Source organism: Runella rosea, assembly GCF_003325355.1.
Classification (GTDB): domain Bacteria; phylum Bacteroidota; class Bacteroidia; order Cytophagales; family Spirosomataceae; genus Runella; species Runella rosea.
This window is the reverse complement of record NZ_CP030850.1, coordinates 446,771-465,732: the sequence shown is the minus strand read 5'-3', so window position 1 is coordinate 465,732 and position 18,962 is coordinate 446,771. Positions and strand designations below refer to the sequence as shown.

18 protein-coding genes are annotated in these 18,962 nt (G+C 43.7%); 8 read left to right on the top strand and 10 right to left on the bottom strand.

Annotated elements, in window-relative coordinates; all coding sequences use genetic code 11:
• Nucleotides 1-211 precede the first annotated feature (211 nt).
• On the top strand, nucleotides 212-1,204 hold the full coding sequence (gene moaA, locus DR864_RS02175) for a GTP 3',8-cyclase MoaA (RefSeq protein ID WP_114065404.1): 993 nt from the start codon (nucleotides 212-214) through the stop codon (nucleotides 1,202-1,204).
• A gap of 7 nt (nucleotides 1,205-1,211) precedes the next feature.
• Here the strand turns inward: moaA and DR864_RS02170 are convergent, their stop codons facing one another.
• The gene (locus DR864_RS02170; RefSeq protein ID WP_114065403.1) at nucleotides 1,212-1,784 is read right to left on the bottom strand and encodes an HNH endonuclease; all 573 of its coding nucleotides are present in this window, start codon (nucleotides 1,782-1,784) and stop codon (nucleotides 1,212-1,214) included.
• A gap of 119 nt (nucleotides 1,785-1,903) precedes the next feature.
• Between DR864_RS02170 and DR864_RS02165 the strand changes: the two genes are divergently transcribed.
• Complete coding sequence (locus tag DR864_RS02165; protein WP_114065402.1) at nucleotides 1,904-2,263, top strand: CoA-binding protein; 360 nt, start codon at nucleotides 1,904-1,906, stop codon at nucleotides 2,261-2,263.
• Between the two features lie 31 nt (nucleotides 2,264-2,294).
• Here the strand turns inward: DR864_RS02165 and mtaB are convergent, their stop codons facing one another.
• Nucleotides 2,295-3,629: a tRNA (N(6)-L-threonylcarbamoyladenosine(37)-C(2))-methylthiotransferase MtaB gene (mtaB, locus tag DR864_RS02160; protein ID WP_114065401.1), complete on the bottom strand. Its 1,335-nt coding sequence runs from the start codon at nucleotides 3,627-3,629 to the stop codon at nucleotides 2,295-2,297.
• A gap of 215 nt (nucleotides 3,630-3,844) precedes the next feature.
• On the opposite strand from mtaB, the gene DR864_RS02155 reads away from it, so the two are divergent.
• The 3 genes from DR864_RS02155 (at nucleotide 3,845) to DR864_RS02145 (ending at nucleotide 7,241) form a co-directional block, all read left to right on the top strand.
• Nucleotides 3,845-6,034 carry a glutamine synthetase III family protein gene (locus tag DR864_RS02155; RefSeq protein WP_114065400.1) on the top strand — a complete coding sequence of 730 codons (2,190 nt, stop codon included), beginning with the start codon at nucleotides 3,845-3,847 and terminating at the stop codon, nucleotides 6,032-6,034.
• A gap of 141 nt (nucleotides 6,035-6,175) precedes the next feature.
• Entirely contained in the window at nucleotides 6,176-6,655 is a 480-nt protein-coding gene (locus DR864_RS02150) for a YbjN domain-containing protein (RefSeq protein ID WP_114065399.1), read from the top strand.
• 100 nt (nucleotides 6,656-6,755) lie between these two features.
• Complete coding sequence (locus DR864_RS02145; protein WP_114065398.1) at nucleotides 6,756-7,241, top strand: NADH-quinone oxidoreductase subunit A; 486 nt, start codon at nucleotides 6,756-6,758, stop codon at nucleotides 7,239-7,241.
• Between the two features lie 66 nt (nucleotides 7,242-7,307).
• On the opposite strand, the gene DR864_RS02140 is transcribed toward DR864_RS02145, so the two are convergent.
• Together DR864_RS02140 and proS are read right to left on the bottom strand one after the other, a co-directional pair.
• Nucleotides 7,308-7,739, bottom strand: coding sequence for an FKBP-type peptidyl-prolyl cis-trans isomerase (locus DR864_RS02140; protein ID WP_114070117.1), 432 nt, complete (start codon nucleotides 7,737-7,739; stop codon nucleotides 7,308-7,310).
• A 106-nt stretch (nucleotides 7,740-7,845) separates the two neighbouring features.
• Nucleotides 7,846-9,321: a proline--tRNA ligase gene (gene proS / locus DR864_RS02135; protein WP_114065397.1), complete on the bottom strand. Its 1,476-nt coding sequence runs from the start codon at nucleotides 9,319-9,321 to the stop codon at nucleotides 7,846-7,848.
• A gap of 410 nt (nucleotides 9,322-9,731) precedes the next feature.
• On the opposite strand from proS, the gene DR864_RS02130 reads away from it, so the two are divergent.
• The gene (locus DR864_RS02130) at nucleotides 9,732-10,985 is read left to right on the top strand and encodes a hypothetical protein (protein ID WP_114065396.1); all 1,254 of its coding nucleotides are present in this window, start codon (nucleotides 9,732-9,734) and stop codon (nucleotides 10,983-10,985) included.
• A gap of 198 nt (nucleotides 10,986-11,183) precedes the next feature.
• Nucleotides 11,184-12,758, top strand: a complete 1,575-nt coding sequence (locus tag DR864_RS02125; RefSeq protein WP_162793515.1) for an OmpP1/FadL family transporter — start codon at nucleotides 11,184-11,186, stop codon at nucleotides 12,756-12,758.
• Nucleotides 12,759-12,923: 165 nt separating this feature from the next.
• Here DR864_RS02125 and DR864_RS02120 read toward each other — a convergent pair whose 3' ends face one another.
• Genes DR864_RS02120 through DR864_RS02105 form a run of 4 tightly spaced genes read right to left on the bottom strand, consistent with a single transcriptional unit; the run spans nucleotide 12,924 to nucleotide 16,393 of the window.
• Complete coding sequence (locus DR864_RS02120) at nucleotides 12,924-13,256, bottom strand: hypothetical protein (protein WP_162793514.1); 333 nt, start codon at nucleotides 13,254-13,256, stop codon at nucleotides 12,924-12,926.
• 56 nt (nucleotides 13,257-13,312) lie between these two features.
• A complete protein-coding gene (locus DR864_RS02115) occupies nucleotides 13,313-13,879 on the bottom strand; it encodes a hypothetical protein (RefSeq protein ID WP_162793513.1) in 567 nt (188 codons plus the stop codon).
• Between the two features lie 25 nt (nucleotides 13,880-13,904).
• On the bottom strand, nucleotides 13,905-15,560 hold the full coding sequence (locus DR864_RS02110) for a peptidase associated/transthyretin-like domain-containing protein (RefSeq protein WP_114065392.1): 1,656 nt from the start codon (nucleotides 15,558-15,560) through the stop codon (nucleotides 13,905-13,907).
• Nucleotides 15,561-15,562: 2 nt separating this feature from the next.
• Nucleotides 15,563-16,393, bottom strand: coding sequence for a GLPGLI family protein (locus tag DR864_RS02105; protein ID WP_114065391.1), 831 nt, complete (start codon nucleotides 16,391-16,393; stop codon nucleotides 15,563-15,565).
• Between the two features lie 489 nt (nucleotides 16,394-16,882).
• Between DR864_RS02105 and DR864_RS02100 the strand changes: the two genes are divergently transcribed.
• The gene (locus DR864_RS02100; protein WP_114065390.1) at nucleotides 16,883-17,104 is read left to right on the top strand and encodes a helix-turn-helix domain-containing protein; all 222 of its coding nucleotides are present in this window, start codon (nucleotides 16,883-16,885) and stop codon (nucleotides 17,102-17,104) included.
• A gap of 123 nt (nucleotides 17,105-17,227) precedes the next feature.
• Here DR864_RS02100 and DR864_RS02095 read toward each other — a convergent pair whose 3' ends face one another.
• Both DR864_RS02095 and nuoK read right to left on the bottom strand, forming a co-directional pair.
• A complete protein-coding gene (locus DR864_RS02095; protein ID WP_114065389.1) occupies nucleotides 17,228-18,514 on the bottom strand; it encodes a GWxTD domain-containing protein in 1,287 nt (428 codons plus the stop codon).
• A gap of 95 nt (nucleotides 18,515-18,609) precedes the next feature.
• A complete protein-coding gene (gene nuoK, locus DR864_RS02090; protein WP_114065388.1) occupies nucleotides 18,610-18,924 on the bottom strand; it encodes an NADH-quinone oxidoreductase subunit NuoK in 315 nt (104 codons plus the stop codon).
• Nucleotides 18,925-18,962 lie beyond the last annotated feature (38 nt).

The following is an 18,962-nucleotide window of genomic DNA, read 5'->3' as shown; positions in this document are numbered from 1 at the left end:
AAGTATTTTCCAATTATAATCTTCTTGCATTAACCCTTTTATCCGCTTTTACACCCTAATTACTCTTCACTCACCGTTATTTTGGGTTGAGAAGCATATCTCTTTCCTACTTCTAAACTTGTTTGATAACATTTTCGTTATTTACTTTGAAAAAGAACGGTTTTATACAAACTGCTCTTTTTTGGCAAACTGTACCTAACCATCTAATCTCTTGAACCGCGTAATAGACAACCACGGACGTCCTATCAGCTACCTGCGGCTTGCCGTCACGGACCGTTGCAATCTTCGCTGCTTTTATTGCATGCCTGAAGAAGGCATCAAATATGTACCCAAACCACACTTGCTGACGTGGGAAGAAATGGAACGTACCATTAGGATATTGGTCAATATGGGCGTCGACAAGGTGCGTCTTACGGGAGGCGAGCCGTTTGTACGGCGCGGAATCATGGATTTTTTGGAAGAATTAAATAAAATCGACGGTCTTCGTCAAATAAACATCACAACCAACGGCGTGTTGACGGCTCCGCTGATACCTGAATTTCAGCGATTGGGCATTAAATCGGTCAATCTCAGCCTAGACACTCTTGACCGTCAACGCTTTTTTGACATTACTCGTCGCGATGAATTTCAAAATGTATGGCAAACATTTGAAGCATTGCAAGAATACAACATCCCTACAAAATTGAATTCGGTCGTCATGTCGGGAAAAAATACGGACGACATTATTCCCATGGCCGAACTGACGCGTACGCACAATGTGAGCGTTCGTTTTATTGAAGAAATGCCTTTCAACGGCGATGGTGCCCACGAATACCAAGAATTTTGGAACTATCGCAAGATTCTAGAAGAACTAAAAAAAACGTATCCAGGGATTTATAAATTGCCCGACCCGCCAGCTTCGACTTCGTATAATTATCAGATTCCAGGCCACAAAGGCACCATTGGAATTATCGCGGCGTTTAGCCGGACCTTTTGCGGCACCTGTAATAGACTGAGAATCACACCTCAAGGCCAATTTAAAACTTGCCTATATGACGACGGAGTATTCAATATCAAAGATTTACTTCGACAAGGATTGGATGATGCCAGTGTAACAGAACGTATTTATGAAGCACTTCAGCACCGGGCCAAAGATGGGTTTGAAGCAGAAGCCCAACGCACGGTAGGTTTAGTATCCGAATCCATGTCAACAATTGGGGGATAAAAGCCCACTATTCATCATCTACTTTTACGTGTTTCCAGTTTTCGCCAGAACGGATACGATTGAGTTGCGTGTGGGTTATTCCAAATTGTTTGGCAATCATCTTCAATCTGCTCTTGTCACTTTTAAGCATTTTTTTAATCATTCTGACTTTGATTTCGGTCAGTTTGTAGTTGCGGGTACGAGCCGGAAGCTTACGATTTATGACGGCTGGGTTTTCACGGTTATGCTCCACCATTTCTGTCTTGGTTACCCACTTCAGGTTGTCGGCACGGTTGTTTTGTTTATCAAAATCAAGGTGAATGACGTATTTATGCAATTCACTTTCGCGTTTTAGGAACAATTCAGCCACCAATTTGTGGACATATCTGTTGATGGTTTTTCCACCTGTAATACGAATATTGAGCGAACGATACCCCTGAATCACCGAACCTTTAATAATAACCGCTTTTTTCTCCTCGTTTTGAAAACTTCTCAGGCGTCCATAGTTAGAGACATCATACCGAGGTGGGTTCTCTACTCCCTCAAATTCGACAGGCACCCACTTTTCGTTCCAATAACTAAGCACTTTCTTGTCGCTCATGGTTCCTATTTTATTGATTAAAGATTTGGTTTACAAAAGAAAAAAGTACATTTCATAGGATGTGAGTAGAACAAGTTTCAAAAACTTTTGTTTAGAAAAAAGGAGTAATAATTAAAAAAATGAAAAAAACACTCATTATTGGCGCATCCACCAATCCAGCTCGTTATTCATTTCTAGCCGCCAATCGATTGGTGAATCATGGACATCCAGTGGTGTTGCTTGGTCTAAAAGCTGGACAGGTAGCTGGCAATGAGATTTTAATCGGCAAACCCGACCTCAAAGACATTGATACTGTAACGCTATATATTGGACCTCAACATCAATCTGAATGGTATGATTATATTATTTCGCTTCACCCAAAACGAGTAATTTTCAATCCCGGTACAGAAAACCCCGAATTTGAACGATTATTAACTCAAAACGGAATCGTTGCCGAAGAAGCCTGTACGTTAGTACTACTTTCAATAAACAGTTACTAAAAAATAATTAAAGAAGGGACGCCCCCCTTCTTTAATTATGAACGAACATGGGTATACTTTCTGATTCTTCGGCCTCTACCGTGCCCTCGGCATTGATATTTGTTAGGCGCAGGGTTTTCATTTCATTGATCAACAAAGGATCATATTGTACACTTACCCGCACGTAATTTTCGGTAAAGCCCTGCATGTACCCATTGACTACATCTTCTTCAAACAAAACCGTCCGCTCCAAGCCTAATTGACTTTCATAAAATGCTCGGCGTTTTTTATCAGAAAGGATGTGCAACATCTTTGAACGCTCCGCCCGCTGCGACTGAGGCACGACGGGCTTGATGTCTACCGCTAAGGTATTCGGGCGTTCTGAATACGTAAACACGTGTAAATACGAAATATCCAACTCGTTCAAAAATTGGTAAGTTTCCAGAAAATCATCATTGGTTTCGCCCGGATGTCCTACAATAACATCCACTCCGATACAACAATGCGGCATTAATTCCTTGATTTTAGTTACTCGGTCTACGTATAGTTCACGGCGATAACGTCGGCGCATCAACCCCAATATTTTATTTGAACCCGACTGCAATGGAATGTGGAAATGCGGCACAAAGCGTTTTGATTGCGCCACAAAAGCAATAATTTCATCTGTCAACAAGTTAGGTTCAATCGACGAAATCCGAAATCGTTCAATGCCTTCTACCTCATCCAAGGCTTTAACCAAACCCAAAAACGTCTCCACACGTTGACCGTTTTGTAAGCCAAAGTCACCGATATTTACCCCCGTCAGCACAATTTCTTTGACACCCCGCGCCGCAATCTCGCGGGCCGATTTAACCACATTTTCAATGGTATCAGACCGACTTTTCCCCCTTGCCAACGGAATAGTACAATAAGCACAAGGATAATCGCAGCCATCCTGCACTTTCAAAAACGTGCGGGTACGGTCATTGAGTGAGTATGCCACGTGATAATCTACCGCGTCCTCAATCGGCGAAGCAAAAACTTTGCCCTGCTGCTGCGAAGGCTCTTTGACGAATCCATCTAATAAATCAATGAGTCGAAATTTTTCAGCGGCACCCAAAACAGCATCCACGCCTGGAATTTCCGAAATTTCTTTGGGTTTGAGTTGAGCATAGCAACCGATGATAGCCACGTAACCGTTTGGATTGATCGCTTGTGCTTCGCGCACAATCTTGCGACATTTCTTATCGGCATTTTCGGTTACTGAACACGTATTTACGATAAATATATCGGGTTGGTCATTAAATGCCACTTTCTTATACCCCCGTTGCTCAAACATCCGTGAAATACCTGACGTTTCTGAATAATTGAGTTTACAGCCTAATGTATAAAATGCTACTTTTTTCATCTTGCAAAATTAGTGATAATCAGGCTGATTGAGAAAATGAGCGATTGAAGTTTTTAGTATTTTCAATAAATAGGCCTAATTTAGGCCATAAACAAAAAGAACCTGGTTCATTTCTTCAAATTGCTTTTATTACTTTTGTCAGTCAAGCAAAAAAAATATATGTTTGGTGTGTATTCCCAAAACAGTTAAATTATTCCAAAATCTAATCCTATAGCATGGCAAATATGCGATTTAAGGCCATCGAAACGGCCTACAACCGTTCTACAATCAGCGTACCCGCTCCCAGCGAAAAAGTAGCCGATTACTACGGTTCTTATACATTCAATGACGACGTAATGAAAACGTTGTTAACACCAGAAGCCTATCTTAAAGTATCCAACGCCATTAAATCGGGTTCCCGAATTGACCGTGAGATTGCCGACGAGGTAGCCGCCGCCATGAAAGCCTGGGCCACTTCCAAAGGGGCCACGCATTATACACATTGGTTTCAGCCCCTTACGGGTGGTACGGCCGAAAAACACGACGCCTTTTTTGACGTTACCCCATCTGGCAAAGCCATCGAGAAGTTTAAAGGAAGTGCACTTGTCCAGCAAGAACCCGACGCTTCCTCTTTTCCAAGTGGTGGTCTGCGTGCTACGTTTGAGGCCCGAGGTTATACGGGCTGGGACCCAAGCTCCCCCGCATTTTTGATGGACAACGGAGCAGGGGGAAAAACGCTCTGTATCCCTTCTGTTTTTATTTCCTACACTGGCGAAGCGCTTGATTACAAAACCCCGATTTTGCGCGCCCTACACGTACTCGACAAAGCCGCCACTGCCGTGATGTATTATTTTGACCGCAATGTCGAGAAAGTAACGGCTACGTTGGGGGCAGAACAGGAATATTTTCTGGTCGATAAAGCCCTTTTTTACGCTCGTCCTGATTTAGTGATGTCGGGTCGAACAGTATTTGGGCACTCTCCCGCCAAAGGGCAACAATTGGAAGACCACTACTTCGGGTCGATTCCTCCACGCGTCAATGCCTTTATGGTCGATTTTGAGTATGAAGCTTGGAAACTCGGGATTCCTGTTCGCACTCGTCACAACGAAGTGGCACCTGGTCAATTTGAATGCGCTCCTACTTTCGAAGAACTTAATCTCGCCATTGACCACAACGCACTGTTGATGGATTTGATGAATAAAGTCGCCGAACGCCACAATTACAAGGTTCTTTTTCACGAAAAACCATTTGCAGGCATCAACGGAAGCGGCAAGCACAACAACTGGTCAATGATGACCGATACGGGCGTCAACCTATTGGCTCCAAGTACCAAACCCAAAGAAACCCTACGGTTCTTGACGTTTTTGATGAATGTCGTCAAAGCCGTCCACGACCACGCAGATTTGCTGCGGGCGTCTATTGCTTCAGCAGGAAATGAGTACCGTTTGGGTGCCAATGAAGCGCCGCCGGCCATTGTTTCTATTTTTCTGGGAGATGAACTCATTCGATTGTTGGAAACCCTCGAAAATCGCGGCGAAGTCCAACTCGAAAAAGGAGACAACGTGTTTTATAAACTTGGAATTACGCGTACTCCACCCCTCATGCGCGACAATACCGACCGGAATCGTACCTCACCGTTTGCGTTTACGGGCAATAAATTTGAGTACCGTGCCGTGGGCGGAAGTGCCAACAGCGCCTCGCCAATGATTATCCTCAATACCATTGTGGCCAATCAGCTTCAGGAATTCAGAAAAGAACTCGAAGCAAGACTTGAATTGGGCGAAAAGAAAGAATTGGCCATCGTTGATATTCTAAAAGACTACTACCGCGAATCCAAGAAAATTCTGTTTCAGGGCAATGGCTATTCGGACGACTGGGTGCAGGAAGCAGCCAAACGTGGCCTCACCAACATTGCCTCTACGCCGCTGGCATTGGGCAAATACATCGACCCTTCGGCCGTTCAGGTACTCGAAAAAATGGGCGTTTTGAATGAGCGTGAGGTACATGCCCGTTACGAAATCGAACTCGAAAATTACATCAAGAAGGTACAGATTGAATCGCGGGTTATTGGCGATTTGGCGTTGAATCACGTAGTTTCGACAGCCGTAAAATACCAGCATCAGTTGGCTCAAACGGCCAAATCATTGATGGAACTTGAATTGGTTGAAGAGGCACAACCCCTCAAAGAACTCATTAAAGAAATCTCGCAGCGGGTTTATATTATCAAACAGGCGGTAGAAGCGATGACCGAAGCCCGTAAAAAAGCCAATAATACGGATGATATTCCCACCCGGGCCGAGCTATACGGTTCAGAAGTAAAAGATTACTTTGAAAAAATTCGCTACGAAGTCGATAAACTTGAACTCTTGATTGACGATGAAGACTGGCCTTTGGTCAAATACCGTGAAATGTTGTTCGTGAAATAAACTCACTTCTTGTATTTTTTCTTAAAAAAGCCGCCTCATCAGCGGCTTTTTTTGTGACTGCTTTACCGTTAAATAAACTTTTTTCAAGCGTATCAACCAACCGATTTATTTTGTCTTATCAACCCTAAACCAACGCACTCCATGAATACGCCCGAAATACCCAACCCTGCCCATGCAGCCCTTGATGAGCAACACCGCCGCGTGACTGAAATGATTCACTGCTACGTTGAGTCTGTAGGTTTAACCCGTGAGCAAACCTACAATCCAGAGCTTAAAAACTGGCGTTGGCAAACTGGCTCAGCCAGTATCGAAGTACTGATTGAAAAATTGAACTTTTCTAATGGCAGCCGTCGTGACTATCTGCGCATTTTTTCGCCGCTCATGAATACACCAGCCACCAATCTGCTTAGATTCTACCGTCATTTACTAGAACTAAATGATGCAAAATTAGGCGTAAAGTTGACGATAATGCCCAGCAATCAGATAGTTTATGCCACTTATGAGCGCGACATCAAAGGAATGGATTACAGTGAATTGTCTACCTGCATCGCAGATTTAGAGTCTTGGGCCGATAGATTGGACGATGAACTTAAAGCTCAGTTTCCTGATTTGTCAAATTAAGCGTGCGCATTAATTGTTTTCCCAGATAGCCAGTTAATAAAATGATTGGCTATTTTTGCGCACGCTAATCGTTTTAGTTCAGCGCATTTTCAAGACAAATATGGTTTCAGAATTCGGCACTATTTTCTTATTCATCGTTACGGCTATCGTCCTTATCGTCTCTATGCTGATGTTGGCCAAGTTGCTGAGGCCTCACAAACCTAACGTAGAAAAACTCACCACTTACGAGTCGGGGGAAGACCCCATTGGAAACGCCAACGTTCAATTCAACGTGCGTTTCTACGTGGTGGCGCTGGTTTTTCTTTTGTTTGAAGTAGAACTGGTTTTCCTTTTTCCTTGGGCCGTTGTGTTTGGCCAAGCCACGCTCATCCAACAAACCGATGGGTTGTGGGGATGGTTCTCATTGATCGAAATGCTGATTTTTGTGGGGATTCTCGTCCTCGGCCTTGCCTATGCTTGGGCAAAAGGCTATCTGGATTGGGTACGGCCGCAGCCCAAGGTACCAGTAGTAGAAAGTAAAGTACCAGCCAATCTCTACCAACAAGTCAACGAAAAGTACGGCAAGCCTCCTGTAAATGAAAAATAGACGTTAAGATGATTCAATCACCCCAACGTCTATTTCAATAAAGTATTACGCTCAGCGAAGCGTTACTTATTTTACACCTACTAATTCTACTTCGAAAATCAACGCCTGACCAGCTAGTGGGTGGTTGGCATCTACCAGAATCTGAACATCCGTCACTTCAACGACCGTTACTGGTACGGGTTGTGGGTTGCCGTCTTGGTGCATATTCAATTGCATTCCTACCTCAAACGGAATATCATCGGGCAAATCTGAACGGTTAAATGGAAAAACCAATTCTGCCTGCGAAGGACCATAGGCCTCTTCTACGGGAATATCAATCGTTTTTTTATCTCCAATGGCCATTCCCTGAATTCCGTTATCGAAACCTGGAATCACCATTCCCGAGCCGAGTTCAAACTCTAATGGCTCACGTCCTTCCGACGAATCAAAAACAGTACCGTCGGTCAAGGTTCCTTTGTAATGTACCTTTACGGTATCTCCTGATTTTGCTACACTCATTTTGTTGTTGTTTTGAATGATTGATTTTATTGACTGATCTAATTTAAGTTGCACTCGCTGAAATCAAATCCTAAAATCAACTTCAACCCAACCTAAAAAAGTTTTACTAATAAGCCCGCGCAAATAACACCCGCCGGCTTGATGGACGCCCCGTCAGAATACATTTACCTTCTTCTTCGGGAGCATTGTATGGTATACAACGAATCGTTGCTTTTGTTTCTTCTTTTATGCGCTCTTCGGTTTCGGGCGTGCCATCCCAGTGCGCCAAAATGAATCCTCCTTTTTCGTCCAAGACTTGTTTAAACTCCGCATAATCATCTACGTGATGTGTATTGGCGGTTCTAAATGCCAGTGCTTTATCGTAAATATTCTGTTGAATTTCTTCCAACAATGTCTCGATTCTATCCACAATTCCTTCCAGCTGAACCGTCATTTTTTCTTTCGTATCACGACGGGCTACCTCTACCGTACCGTTTTCAAGATCACGCGCGCCCATTGCCAATCGCACAGGTACACCTCTCAACTCATATTCAGCAAATTTCCAACCCGGTTTGTTGGCGTCAGAATCATCAAATTTTACACTGATGCCTTTTTTACGGAGACCCGCCGAGATTTCTTTTACTTTTTCGGTAATCTGAGCAAGCTGTTCTTCACTGCGATAAATCGGCACAATCACCACCTGAATCGGGGCCAATTTGGGTGGCAAAACCAATCCAGAATCATCGGAGTGCGCCATCACGAGTGCACCCATCAGGCGAGTACTCACGCCCCAGGATGTTCCCCAAACGTACTCAAGCGTACCTGCCTTGCTCTGAAATTTAACGTCAAATGCTTTGGCAAAGTTCTGCCCTAGATAGTGAGAAGTTCCCGCCTGCAATGCTTTGCCATCCTGCATCATGGCCTCAATACAAAGGGTTTCTTCAGCCCCCGCAAAACGCTCATTGGCCGTTTTATAGCCTTTAATGACGGGGATAGCGGCCCATTCTTCCGCAAAACGCGCATACACTTCGAGCATCTGACGTGTTTCGGCCATGGCTTCTTCAGATGTAGAGTGCGCGGTGTGGCCTTCCTGCCACAAAAATTCAGTGGTACGTAGAAACAAACGAGTGCGCATTTCCCAGCGCACAACGTTGGCCCACTGATTTATCAACAAAGGCAAATCGCGGTATGATTGAATCCAGTTTTTATAGGTACTCCAAATAACGGTTTCAGACGTGGGACGTACAATCAATTCTTCCTCCAGTTTGGCATCAGGATCCACGATTACGCCGCTTCCATCGGGAGCGTTTTTGAGTCGATAATGCGTAACGACCGCACACTCCTTGGCAAAGCCCTCCACGTGGCTCGCTTCTTTGCTCAAAAATGATTTGGGAATAAACAAGGGAAAATAGGCGTTCATGTGACCTGTTTCCTTAAACATATCGTCCAATGCCCGCTGCATTTTCTCCCAAATTGAAAAGCCGTACGGTTTGATAACCATACATCCTCTCACGGCTGAATTTTCGGCCAAATCAGCCCTTTTCACTAATTCATTGTACCACTCAGAGTAATTTTCACTACGGCTAGGTATCGCGTTTGCCATTGCTTTTATTTAGGTAAATTTTTGTTTTAAATTTTCAAACTATTCTTTCTTAAAATGCGTCTACATTTAGAGTAGACACTTTCTCTAACACCTTAATTAATAACCCCTTAAATCCCCCTAAAAATAATTACTAACATAAAAAAGGCGTAAAATCTACACTTAAACTATACTAGTCGTTCGCAATCAGGACTTTGCAGGATTTAGTGTAGCATCTACATTTATAATTATTTGATTATCAGGAGCTTTTATCGCAAATCTCCTATTTGTTTTTTCGAAAAAACTCTTGCAAAGATACTTTTTTATCTTAAATTTGTGACGAAACTGAATCATTATCAGCCAAATTGACGTTTATAGTAAATAAAGACCCTGATTTTCTTTTTAAATCGTAGGAACAAAACTTTTAAATAACCATGAAAACCTTTCGTTCACTCACCCTTTGGTCGGCAGTAGGCTTGGTTGGTTTATGGGGGTGTAACTCTAACCAGTACACAACCGCAAACGACGCCGAATACGACGACCTATATGGTAACTCATCCAGTGTGGCAGTAGCAGCAAAGTCGGGCAATCAGGATGAGGAAAAGAGAAGCCTTCGCAACTACAACCCTGACTACCGTACGGGCCAACAACAGCCCAATACCACCTCTGAAGACTATGACTACTACGACGAATCTTATCTGAGTTCGCGGGGTATTCAGCGGAATGTCGGCCCAAATGCTGGCTATAATTCAGGGTTTTCTGATGGCTATCAGACGGCAATGAACAATAATTGGGGAAGTTATTGGAACAACCCTTATCGTTTTAACTCGTTTGGCTGGAACAGCTTCGGCAGTTCGGCCATGATGTTTGGCCTTGGATATGGCTATGGTTCTGCCTTTGGAAATCCTTATCGTTTTGGAAGTCCTTTCGGCTGGAATTCGGCCTTTGCCTATGGCTATGGTGATCCGTTCTTTTCGCCGTATTCGTATTATTCACCTTACTCTGCTTGGGGTGGCTTTTCAAGCTTTGGTTGGGGGAATCCTTGGGGCTTTAATTCGTTCTACTCTCCCTACAGTTTTTATGGTAGCAGCTTCTACGGTAATAACTTTTACGGTAACAACAACCTTTGGTATAATGGCCCCAACAACAATATTCAGATTGTTGATGCACGCCGCCGTCCAGGCTCTGATTATTACAACCGCGTAGATCGTTCTGCAAATTCGTATAACCGCAACAATGACAATAGCCCTCGTTATACCAACGATGGCCGCCGTCAAAGTTATGACCCATCTTCACGTGCTAACAGTAGCTCCACCGCCACAAGCAGTGATACCTACTACTCTCGTCCTCGTGGTGGTGCCGACCGTTCGTACAATGGGTACTCATCCAACTCGGGCAGCCGTACTGGTAGTACTTACAGCTCTCCTTCCACCCAAAGTTCGGGGTATTCTTCGGGCACTCGCGGTGGAGCTACCCGCTCTTATGGTGAAAGTAGCACATACAGCAACCAACGGAGCAGCTCTTACAGCAACAACAATTCTTCCAACTCTAGCAGTTGGAACAACAATAGCAGCAACAGCAGTGGAAGAAGCAGCTACAGCAGCCCAAGTCCCAGCTACAGTAGCCCAAGCTCAAGCAGCAGCAGTTCAAGCTCAAGTAGCAGCGGTTCGTCACGCGGACCACGCTAAATGGTTCAATTAGCGGAAAAGTGAACAAAGACTTTTCCAAGAAAGAAAGACCGTTTAAAAAATAAATGACAAAATTCGCTTTCATAAAAAACCTCGCTATTTTTGAATGGCGAGGTTTTTTCTTGCTTATAAATGTACTTTTAACAATAAATAAAGCTCCACATATTATTTTAACAGGGAAATCGTTTTAACTCTGCCATGAGAACACGTCACATTTTAGTGGGAATTGTCGTCGGAATGACCACAACTCACGTTTTTTCCCAAAGCCGCCTTTATTCAAATGCGGCATCACAATTATCCCAGATTACCCAAAACGGAACCGCCCGTTTTCAGGGCGTTGGTGGCAATCACGCGGCACTCGGAGGAGATGCAAGCAACATTTTTGGGAACCCTGCTGGCATTGCATTTTTTAACCGCTCAGAGATAAGCCTCAGCCCGACTTTTTACTCTATCAACAACAAGGCTGACTATATTGGCAACACTACAACCGACCAAAAGGTCAATCCGAACTTATCGCAATTTTCGTTGATTTTGGCAGGAAATCCCCAAAGTTATAACCGCGAATGGCGTCGTACTTCCTTCGGAATCAGTTATTCTCGGCAGGTAAACGCAGGCACCCAGTTTTCTTACGGGGGAACCAACAACCGAAGTTCAATGATTGATGACATCGCAGAACTAGCCAACGGAGTTCCAGTGACAACCCTTGAAAATGATTACAACAATGGCCGCCCCTACTCGATTGAGTCGGCATTTTATAATCTTTATCAAATTGATGCCCTTTCGGCCAACGGCCCTTATCGCCGCCCGATTCCTTTATCACGTTCATCTTTTGAGCAAACTGGCAGTATCGAGCTTTCTGGTGGCTCATCGCAGTGGACCTTTGCCTACGCGGGAAATTATGCCGACAAGCTTTACATTGGGATTTCGGGAGGGTTTGCGCGCCACACCTATATTCGTCAACAGAACTATGCCGAACGTTTTGTCAACGGCGGCGCCTTCCGAGGCTTAGATTACCGCGAAGATATTAACATCAACGGAACGGGTATCTTTTTATCGGCGGGGGTTATTTACAAAGCCACCGAATTTTTACAGTTAGGGGCCTCACTGCACAGCCCCACGTGGAGTAATATGCAAATGACGTACGAAGAAGAAGTAGGGGTAGATGTTTTGAACAACCGAGTTCCGATTTACGACTCTAATGGCAATCCAGTTACGAATGGGCAAGGCCAGCAGGCTTTTGACCAACTGCCTACCAATCGGGTAACAATTGAACCTTATGATTTTGAGTATAGTATGCGTACTCCTTTGCGGGCCACTGGTGGTGCAACCTTTTTCTTTGGCAAAAAAGGCTTTATCACCGCCAGTGCCGAATACGTGGGTTACAAAAGCATGGGCATCAGTACCCCAGACGACAACCAGTTTCGTAGCAACAATCGCCGTTTAATTCAATCTACTTTTAACAATGTCGTTAATCTGCGTGCTGGTGGCGAAGCCCGTCTCAATACCTTCAGGGTACGGGCGGGAGTCGGTTATATGCCGAATATTTACAGCCAAAACTACAACGTAGAGGGAAAACTCGACCGCGCAAAGCTTTCATTTTCGGGCGGTTTAGGGTATCGCAACGAGCGTTTTTACATTGATTTGGCGGGCACGTATCTAATCACGAAGGATGCTTTTGCCCCTTATCAACTCAACGACCCAAACAACTACTTTTCGGCGCAGTTGAACGTCAGCAGCATCAATGTAGTGAGTACCATTGGCTTATTCTTCTAATTCGTACTTTCTTCACAAACAAAAATCCCCGTCAGAAGCCTGACGGGGATTTTTGTTTGTGTTATGTTACCTTATTTCGTTAAAATATTAATCAAAATAAGTAACAGATAATCAACCCCTTATCGCGCCTGTGAGCCACGTTTCCACGATTGAACAGCGTATTTTTTAGAACGAAAAACGCACGCGCTGAAGCACCTGCATAGGGCGTAGCTGATAGCTTGATTCAAGATATGAGAAGGCACTAGTTGAAACCAACGAAAGTTGGGAGGTATTCCAGATGTTATTCCAAGCCGTTTCAAAATCAATTTTTCGTTTCTGCCAAGTGTAGCGTATTATCAAATCGCTGAAAAGTGTATGATTGCTTTTCGACACCAACTTATTGACATAATACTCATTTTTAAAGCCAACGTGCAGATTTCGAGCAGGATATAGACTAAGGTTAAACTGGTGCTGTTGTTGGGAAGTGGGTGAGTTAGTTCGTCCATTTACTTGATTCAAAAAGCCCATTTTTTTGTAACGATACTCCCAATCGGCCCATTTGGCTACTTTGCCTTCTAGTCGAAAACCATAGATCGTATTTGGTTTCTGACGGTAGCTGCCACGCCATTGATAATCTGCGGCCGCTCAGTTTGCATGAATTGGCCTTCGAGGGTGACTTGGGTGCTTAGTTCGGTAAAATATTTGCTCACCTGCGCCATGAGCACCTGATTGGTGGCTCGGTTGGACAATGCCAACGCGTAGCTTTCGGCAGCACCGTTGGCGTTGATTTGGGTTATGTAGATTAAGTTATTGTCTATCAAACGCTTGGAGTAAGAGATATGCCCAAAAATCGAGGCAACAGGATTGCGATAACTGGCGTTCAGCCTACCTCCGTGCGAAACATTGGCAGGCAATGGCGCGTTGCGGCGTTCGATGTTTCGATACGTACGGAGCAAATACCCGTAAAAAACATCATCTATTTCGCCAAAAGTATTTTGTCGGTCTATCGTCGTCGAGAGGGTCCAAAAAGGCGTGGCGTCGTAGCTGGCATTGAGACGAGGCTCAAACGTAAACTGTTTCCTCCGTTGTTGCTGTTGTAGGGGCGTGTCTCGTATCGTAAAATCGTAAAAATTCAGTGGCAAATTGAGCGTTATGCGCCACTTGTTTCTACGATACTGGCTTTGTAATTTGGCATATGCGTATATTTTTCCAGTCCAACTGATTTTCAAAAGTGCCACCGACAAGTTCTAATACCTCCTCACCACGCGCTAGTTGGCTTTGCAAGCGCTGGTTTTCTACCTGAAAACCAACTTGTGGCGACACCGATAAGCCCCGACCAAACCCCTTCGTGAGGCTAACCATGTTGTGCGTAAAAAAACTACGTAAAATTACCTCTTGACTTAGTCTATTGTAGGTTAAGTTGTTATTAATCAGTCCTAAAAACGGCCCAGGCGTAACGGATAGCGACTGCGGTGCGTTTTGCAAACTCATAAAAGACTGCAACGTAAGTACTTGCTTTTTGATTTTGATAATATCCTTCAAATGATTGGAAAGAGCATAAAATGGGCTACTCACGCGCTGCGTCAGAGGATTAGCATTGAGCAAAAGAAGCCCAGTTTCGCTGTCCCATTGCCGCTTAAACGAAAACTGATTTTTGAAATATTGGCCTCGGTCGTTTTTTTGAAGCATAAAACTCCCCTCCAATATCCTGAAAACAAAACTGTTACGTTTTTCTTCTAAGATATTAATGGTATCCGTAGGTATATAATTGATAGTTTGAGTTCGTCCTATTTGTAGCTGGTGGTCGTTTAGGTAAGATAAGTTGACGCGAAACTCGTAGCCTTTCGGGAGTTTTTTTAAGAAATTAATCGTTCCCAAATGCGCTTTGTTGTCAAGCCAGCGCGTGTCAGAGAAGGTTGGCGCTGCCAGTGGCATTACACGCGCCCATACTATCTTGGCAGGCTCTTTTTCAAATGGATTGAGCACATCTTCTCTCGTCAGCGTTTTGATCTGACGGCCTATGTTTTGCCCAATATTGTTTGTTTGGTAAGAGGCTATCAACTGCTGGCCACGTGTAAAAAGCATCGGAGTAACGTTGGCTTCCCACAAAAACGGGCTTGCTCCTACGCCCAAACGGGCGGTACCGGTAGTAGTTATTTTGTTTTTGAGGCGGATGTTGAGCGCGGCATTTTCCGAAAACACCAAACTATCAAGCATTCGCACAGGTTGGTGATTTTCTAAAACCTCTACCTTCGAAACGGCATCGGCAGGCAGGTTTTCATTGGCCAAGTTATAACGACCATCTAATAAATCTAGCCCTTCAATGTAGTATTTGTTGATGGCTTTGCCTTGGTATAAAATTTTACCATCTGGCTGTACTTCGATGCCCGGTAGCCGCCTAATGACATCACCAATGGCGCGGTCTGACTGCGTCTTGAAGGCATTGACCGAGTACGAGAGCGTATCGCCACTACGCGTAATGGGCTTTTCTTTTACTACAACTTCTTTGAGTTTGATTTCCTGCTCCGACAGTTCAAAATTTACTTCTTGCGTTTTATTTAACACGGTGCGTTGTTGCGTGGCATAGCCCAGCCGATACACTTTCAATACTAGCGTATCGGTCATCGACTTGACCGGAATCGAATAAAAGCCCGATTTATCTGCAATTGCAAATGCCAATATAGCCGACGAGCGCGGCACATGAAGCGTAATATTTGTACTGGCAAGAGGAGTTTGATTGGCTTGGGTAATTTTGCCCGTTATAACAACCTGCCCAAAAGCACTGTTCAATACCAATAGCCCCAAAACCCACCAATGCTTCATACTTAAGGTTTTAATTCGAGGGGGTTGTTATCCCAACTGCGGTCGACTCTGGCCTCGCTGGCGGGTTTGGTCACTCCATCTGGGGTGGTGAAGGTTCCGCTTTTAAAATTACGGCCAGTTCTACGGCTTATGTACTCGAATCTATCTTTTCTAAACTCAGTTCGTAGCGAAAATACCTTTGCTCGGTCAGTTGGCACTGGTGCTGAACTCATATAAACAGGCTTGTAGGTTCTTTCTATTTTATCTTCTTGAAAGCTTTGCATTACAAATACATAATGGTTACGCACATCGTTGAGTTTTACAATCAATCCTGGCAATCCTTTGAATACGTGAGGGCCATCGGCAATGGGAATTTCGGTCGTAAACCAAGCCTCATAGTCTCGGCCAGCGTAACTTGTTGTTGCTTTTGTACAAAGATACCCCGCTACACTATCTTGTTGTGTCAGGATTTTCCAATCCAATGTATTTATAGGATAGATAAATCGGTCGGTACTGAGGGCTTCGTGAACCATGGTTTCTGCTTTGGTATATTCTTTACATACAAAATATCTAAAATTAGTCTTAAATCTATACTCACTATCCATTTGAATATTTTGGGGCAGAACACCTTTATTCACCAAATCCCTAATGGAGTCACTTTTGAAACGACCTTCCGACCCAAATATTGACGACTCTCCTTTGTTCAGATAAAGAAAGAAAGTCTCAGCGCCAACGCGCTTACTATTGGTTGAATCGGGTTGATAAACAAGACGATAACTAACCTTGTACGCTTTTGGCGGTACAGTTTGAAATATGTAAAATAAAGAAAATAATGCGATGATTGTAGTTTTCACACAAGTTCAAGGTTATTTGAATGGTTAAAGGGCAAGATTCGTTATCCTAACCCTCTAACCATCGGCTTTTAGTAGTGGAGGAAGTTTTGCCTATAAAACTATACAGTTACAGCCACAGGTTGCTGCAAATTTGTAGAACCAAACTTTAAAAATCTACCACTTTTAGTTGTATTTTATAAAGAAACCAATAGATTTTTCGTATTAATGCAGTTTTAAGATAGTTAATTTCCAATCGGGTCTCCACAATTACTGTTTCTTTTTCCTAAGGCTACGTGACTATGCCTTTTATCATCACATGGGCAGCCTTTGTTTATACTTTTGAAAACGGAGAATCTAATAATTGGGCACAGTAAAAAGAGTGTGATTATTTACAAAAACACGTATTTATACGTAGTGACAAGTGTTTAAATTTTAAGTCAAATAAGAAGAAGCGTTCATTTTGCAACAAAACAACTTAGGTTGCAAACTTTCGATTAAGATTTTAGCCACATGTCAACTTTACAAAACGTAGCCAACTTTAACATTAGAAAGCTGCGCAAAGAGAAAAAGCTCTCGCGTGAGGATATGGCACATCATTTAGACATCAGCCTTGAAGCCTACCGTAAAATAGAAAATGGCACAACCAACCTGAGCCTCGATAGGCTGGAGCAAATCTGTGAAGTTTTAGAAACCGATATTTTTAGAATGCTCACGCCCCGTACAGAAACATAGAACGTGAATGAAGTAACCCACTAAGCGACAGTCACCAACACAGATACAGGAAATCATGGACAAGACTAAAATCTTGAAACTAGGACATGCAAATAGAAGAAAATTTAAAACTACAAACCCTGCTTAATCCCTAACAGCCCCCGTACGCCAAGCCTCCACCATCGGATACCAAATGGGCTGGTATTCTACATAACGTTGGAGTTCGTAGTGGTCTTCCACAAATTGGTTGGCCCGACGATTAAACGTGAAGTTAATTTCCGAAAAATTGGCGCGCTGTGAGTACACCCATACCTCGCGGTCTTTGCTCCGCTGCACGCGGTCTGGTGGTCCCATCACAATAAAAATCATTCCTTTGTCCGTTTTCCAACCTTCTTTGTACGTTGTAAAAAGTCGATTGGCTTCTTCCACGCGGTTGTAAAATACACTTATAGTCCGCTTTGCTAAATCGGTGTTGCCATTCATCAACGAAAGCCAATAACGGTCCAGCGATTTTTTAGCGTCTTTTGTCCCTAGAAGTTCGTTAATTTCCTGGTTCTGACTCATATACATCACAGGCCGAACCAACTCAGCAGGGCGGGTCATTTTAGGAAAACGTTTGTTGCTTACCACCAATCCGATACCCGTGGCGTCGGTGGTGTCTTCGGTCATATAGTACAGGCCTTCCTCTTTAAACGTAAGCGGCGTGCTGGTATTAATGATGAAAGTTGTATCAACCCCCAATGTACGAGGTGCGTTGCGCGGCGTGGTGTTCATCGGCGACGAGGCCGCCTCGAAATCATGCTTGTAACGCATGACGTACAGCGGCTTCACGGTCTTTTTGATGTCTTTGATGAGCAAGGTGTCGTTTACGTTGACATAATTTTGGAGCATCACAACTTGTCCTGTTCGCTCAAATAACGCAAAGCGGTCACTGAGTTTTGGGGCGTTGAACCGAACCGCCAAATCGTTGAGCACTTTTTTGGTCGTTCCAATCTCCGATATTTCGGCTAACATCACCGCCGAAGCGTGATTTACTGGCCTTTTTACGTCAAACCTAATCATAAATTTGGTCGCACTGAGCTGCACAACATTCTGCTCATTGAGAGGAATATTGCCGTAACCCAATCGCTCACGAGAAGCAAAATCAGGATACAGAACGTAGTTGAGGGTAAATTTATCCGTGAAATCTTTCCAGCGCACGGGAATATTATTGGGTTTGCTCAAATCAACCCGCATAAAAATAGCGACCGAGTTGGTATCCTTACTCAAAAATTTACTTTTAATCCCTAAGATGGTCACGTCGTCTACCCCGCTAGCGGCGGCAGTTGTTTGAGCATCTCCTTTGCGTTTTTTGGTTTTAGAAGTTTGCTGCGCCTCACTAAAAGTGCCGACAGCGAGCAAAAAAAATAAAATCAGGCCAATGCGATTCATCCTGTTAGTGTGTTAAACCACTTAAATTGACAAAGAAGCGGTATCTGTTTACTTAGGTAAAAACGTAAAAATCCACGTAATAGCGTATAATCCGTTTATTTTTTCATCGAACTGATTTTGTCTAAATCAGTAGTTTGATAATGTCGGTACACTTTCAGAATAATAGCCAAAGCAACGGCCGATTCGGCGGCGGCAACGACCATTACAAATAAGGCAAAGAGTTGGCCTTCAAGCCGTAAAGGGTCATATTGCGAAAAAGCCACTAAATTGAGATTGACCGCATTTAAAATTAATTCAACGCCAATCAACACCGCAATGGCATTGCGTTTGGTAATCATGACCGCAAGTCCAATGCTGAACAATGCCGCCGCAACGATAAGGAAATAGTGTATCGGAACAATTGGTTGCATGATGCAATGTTAAGAAAAATATTCAAAAAAGAGGCGCT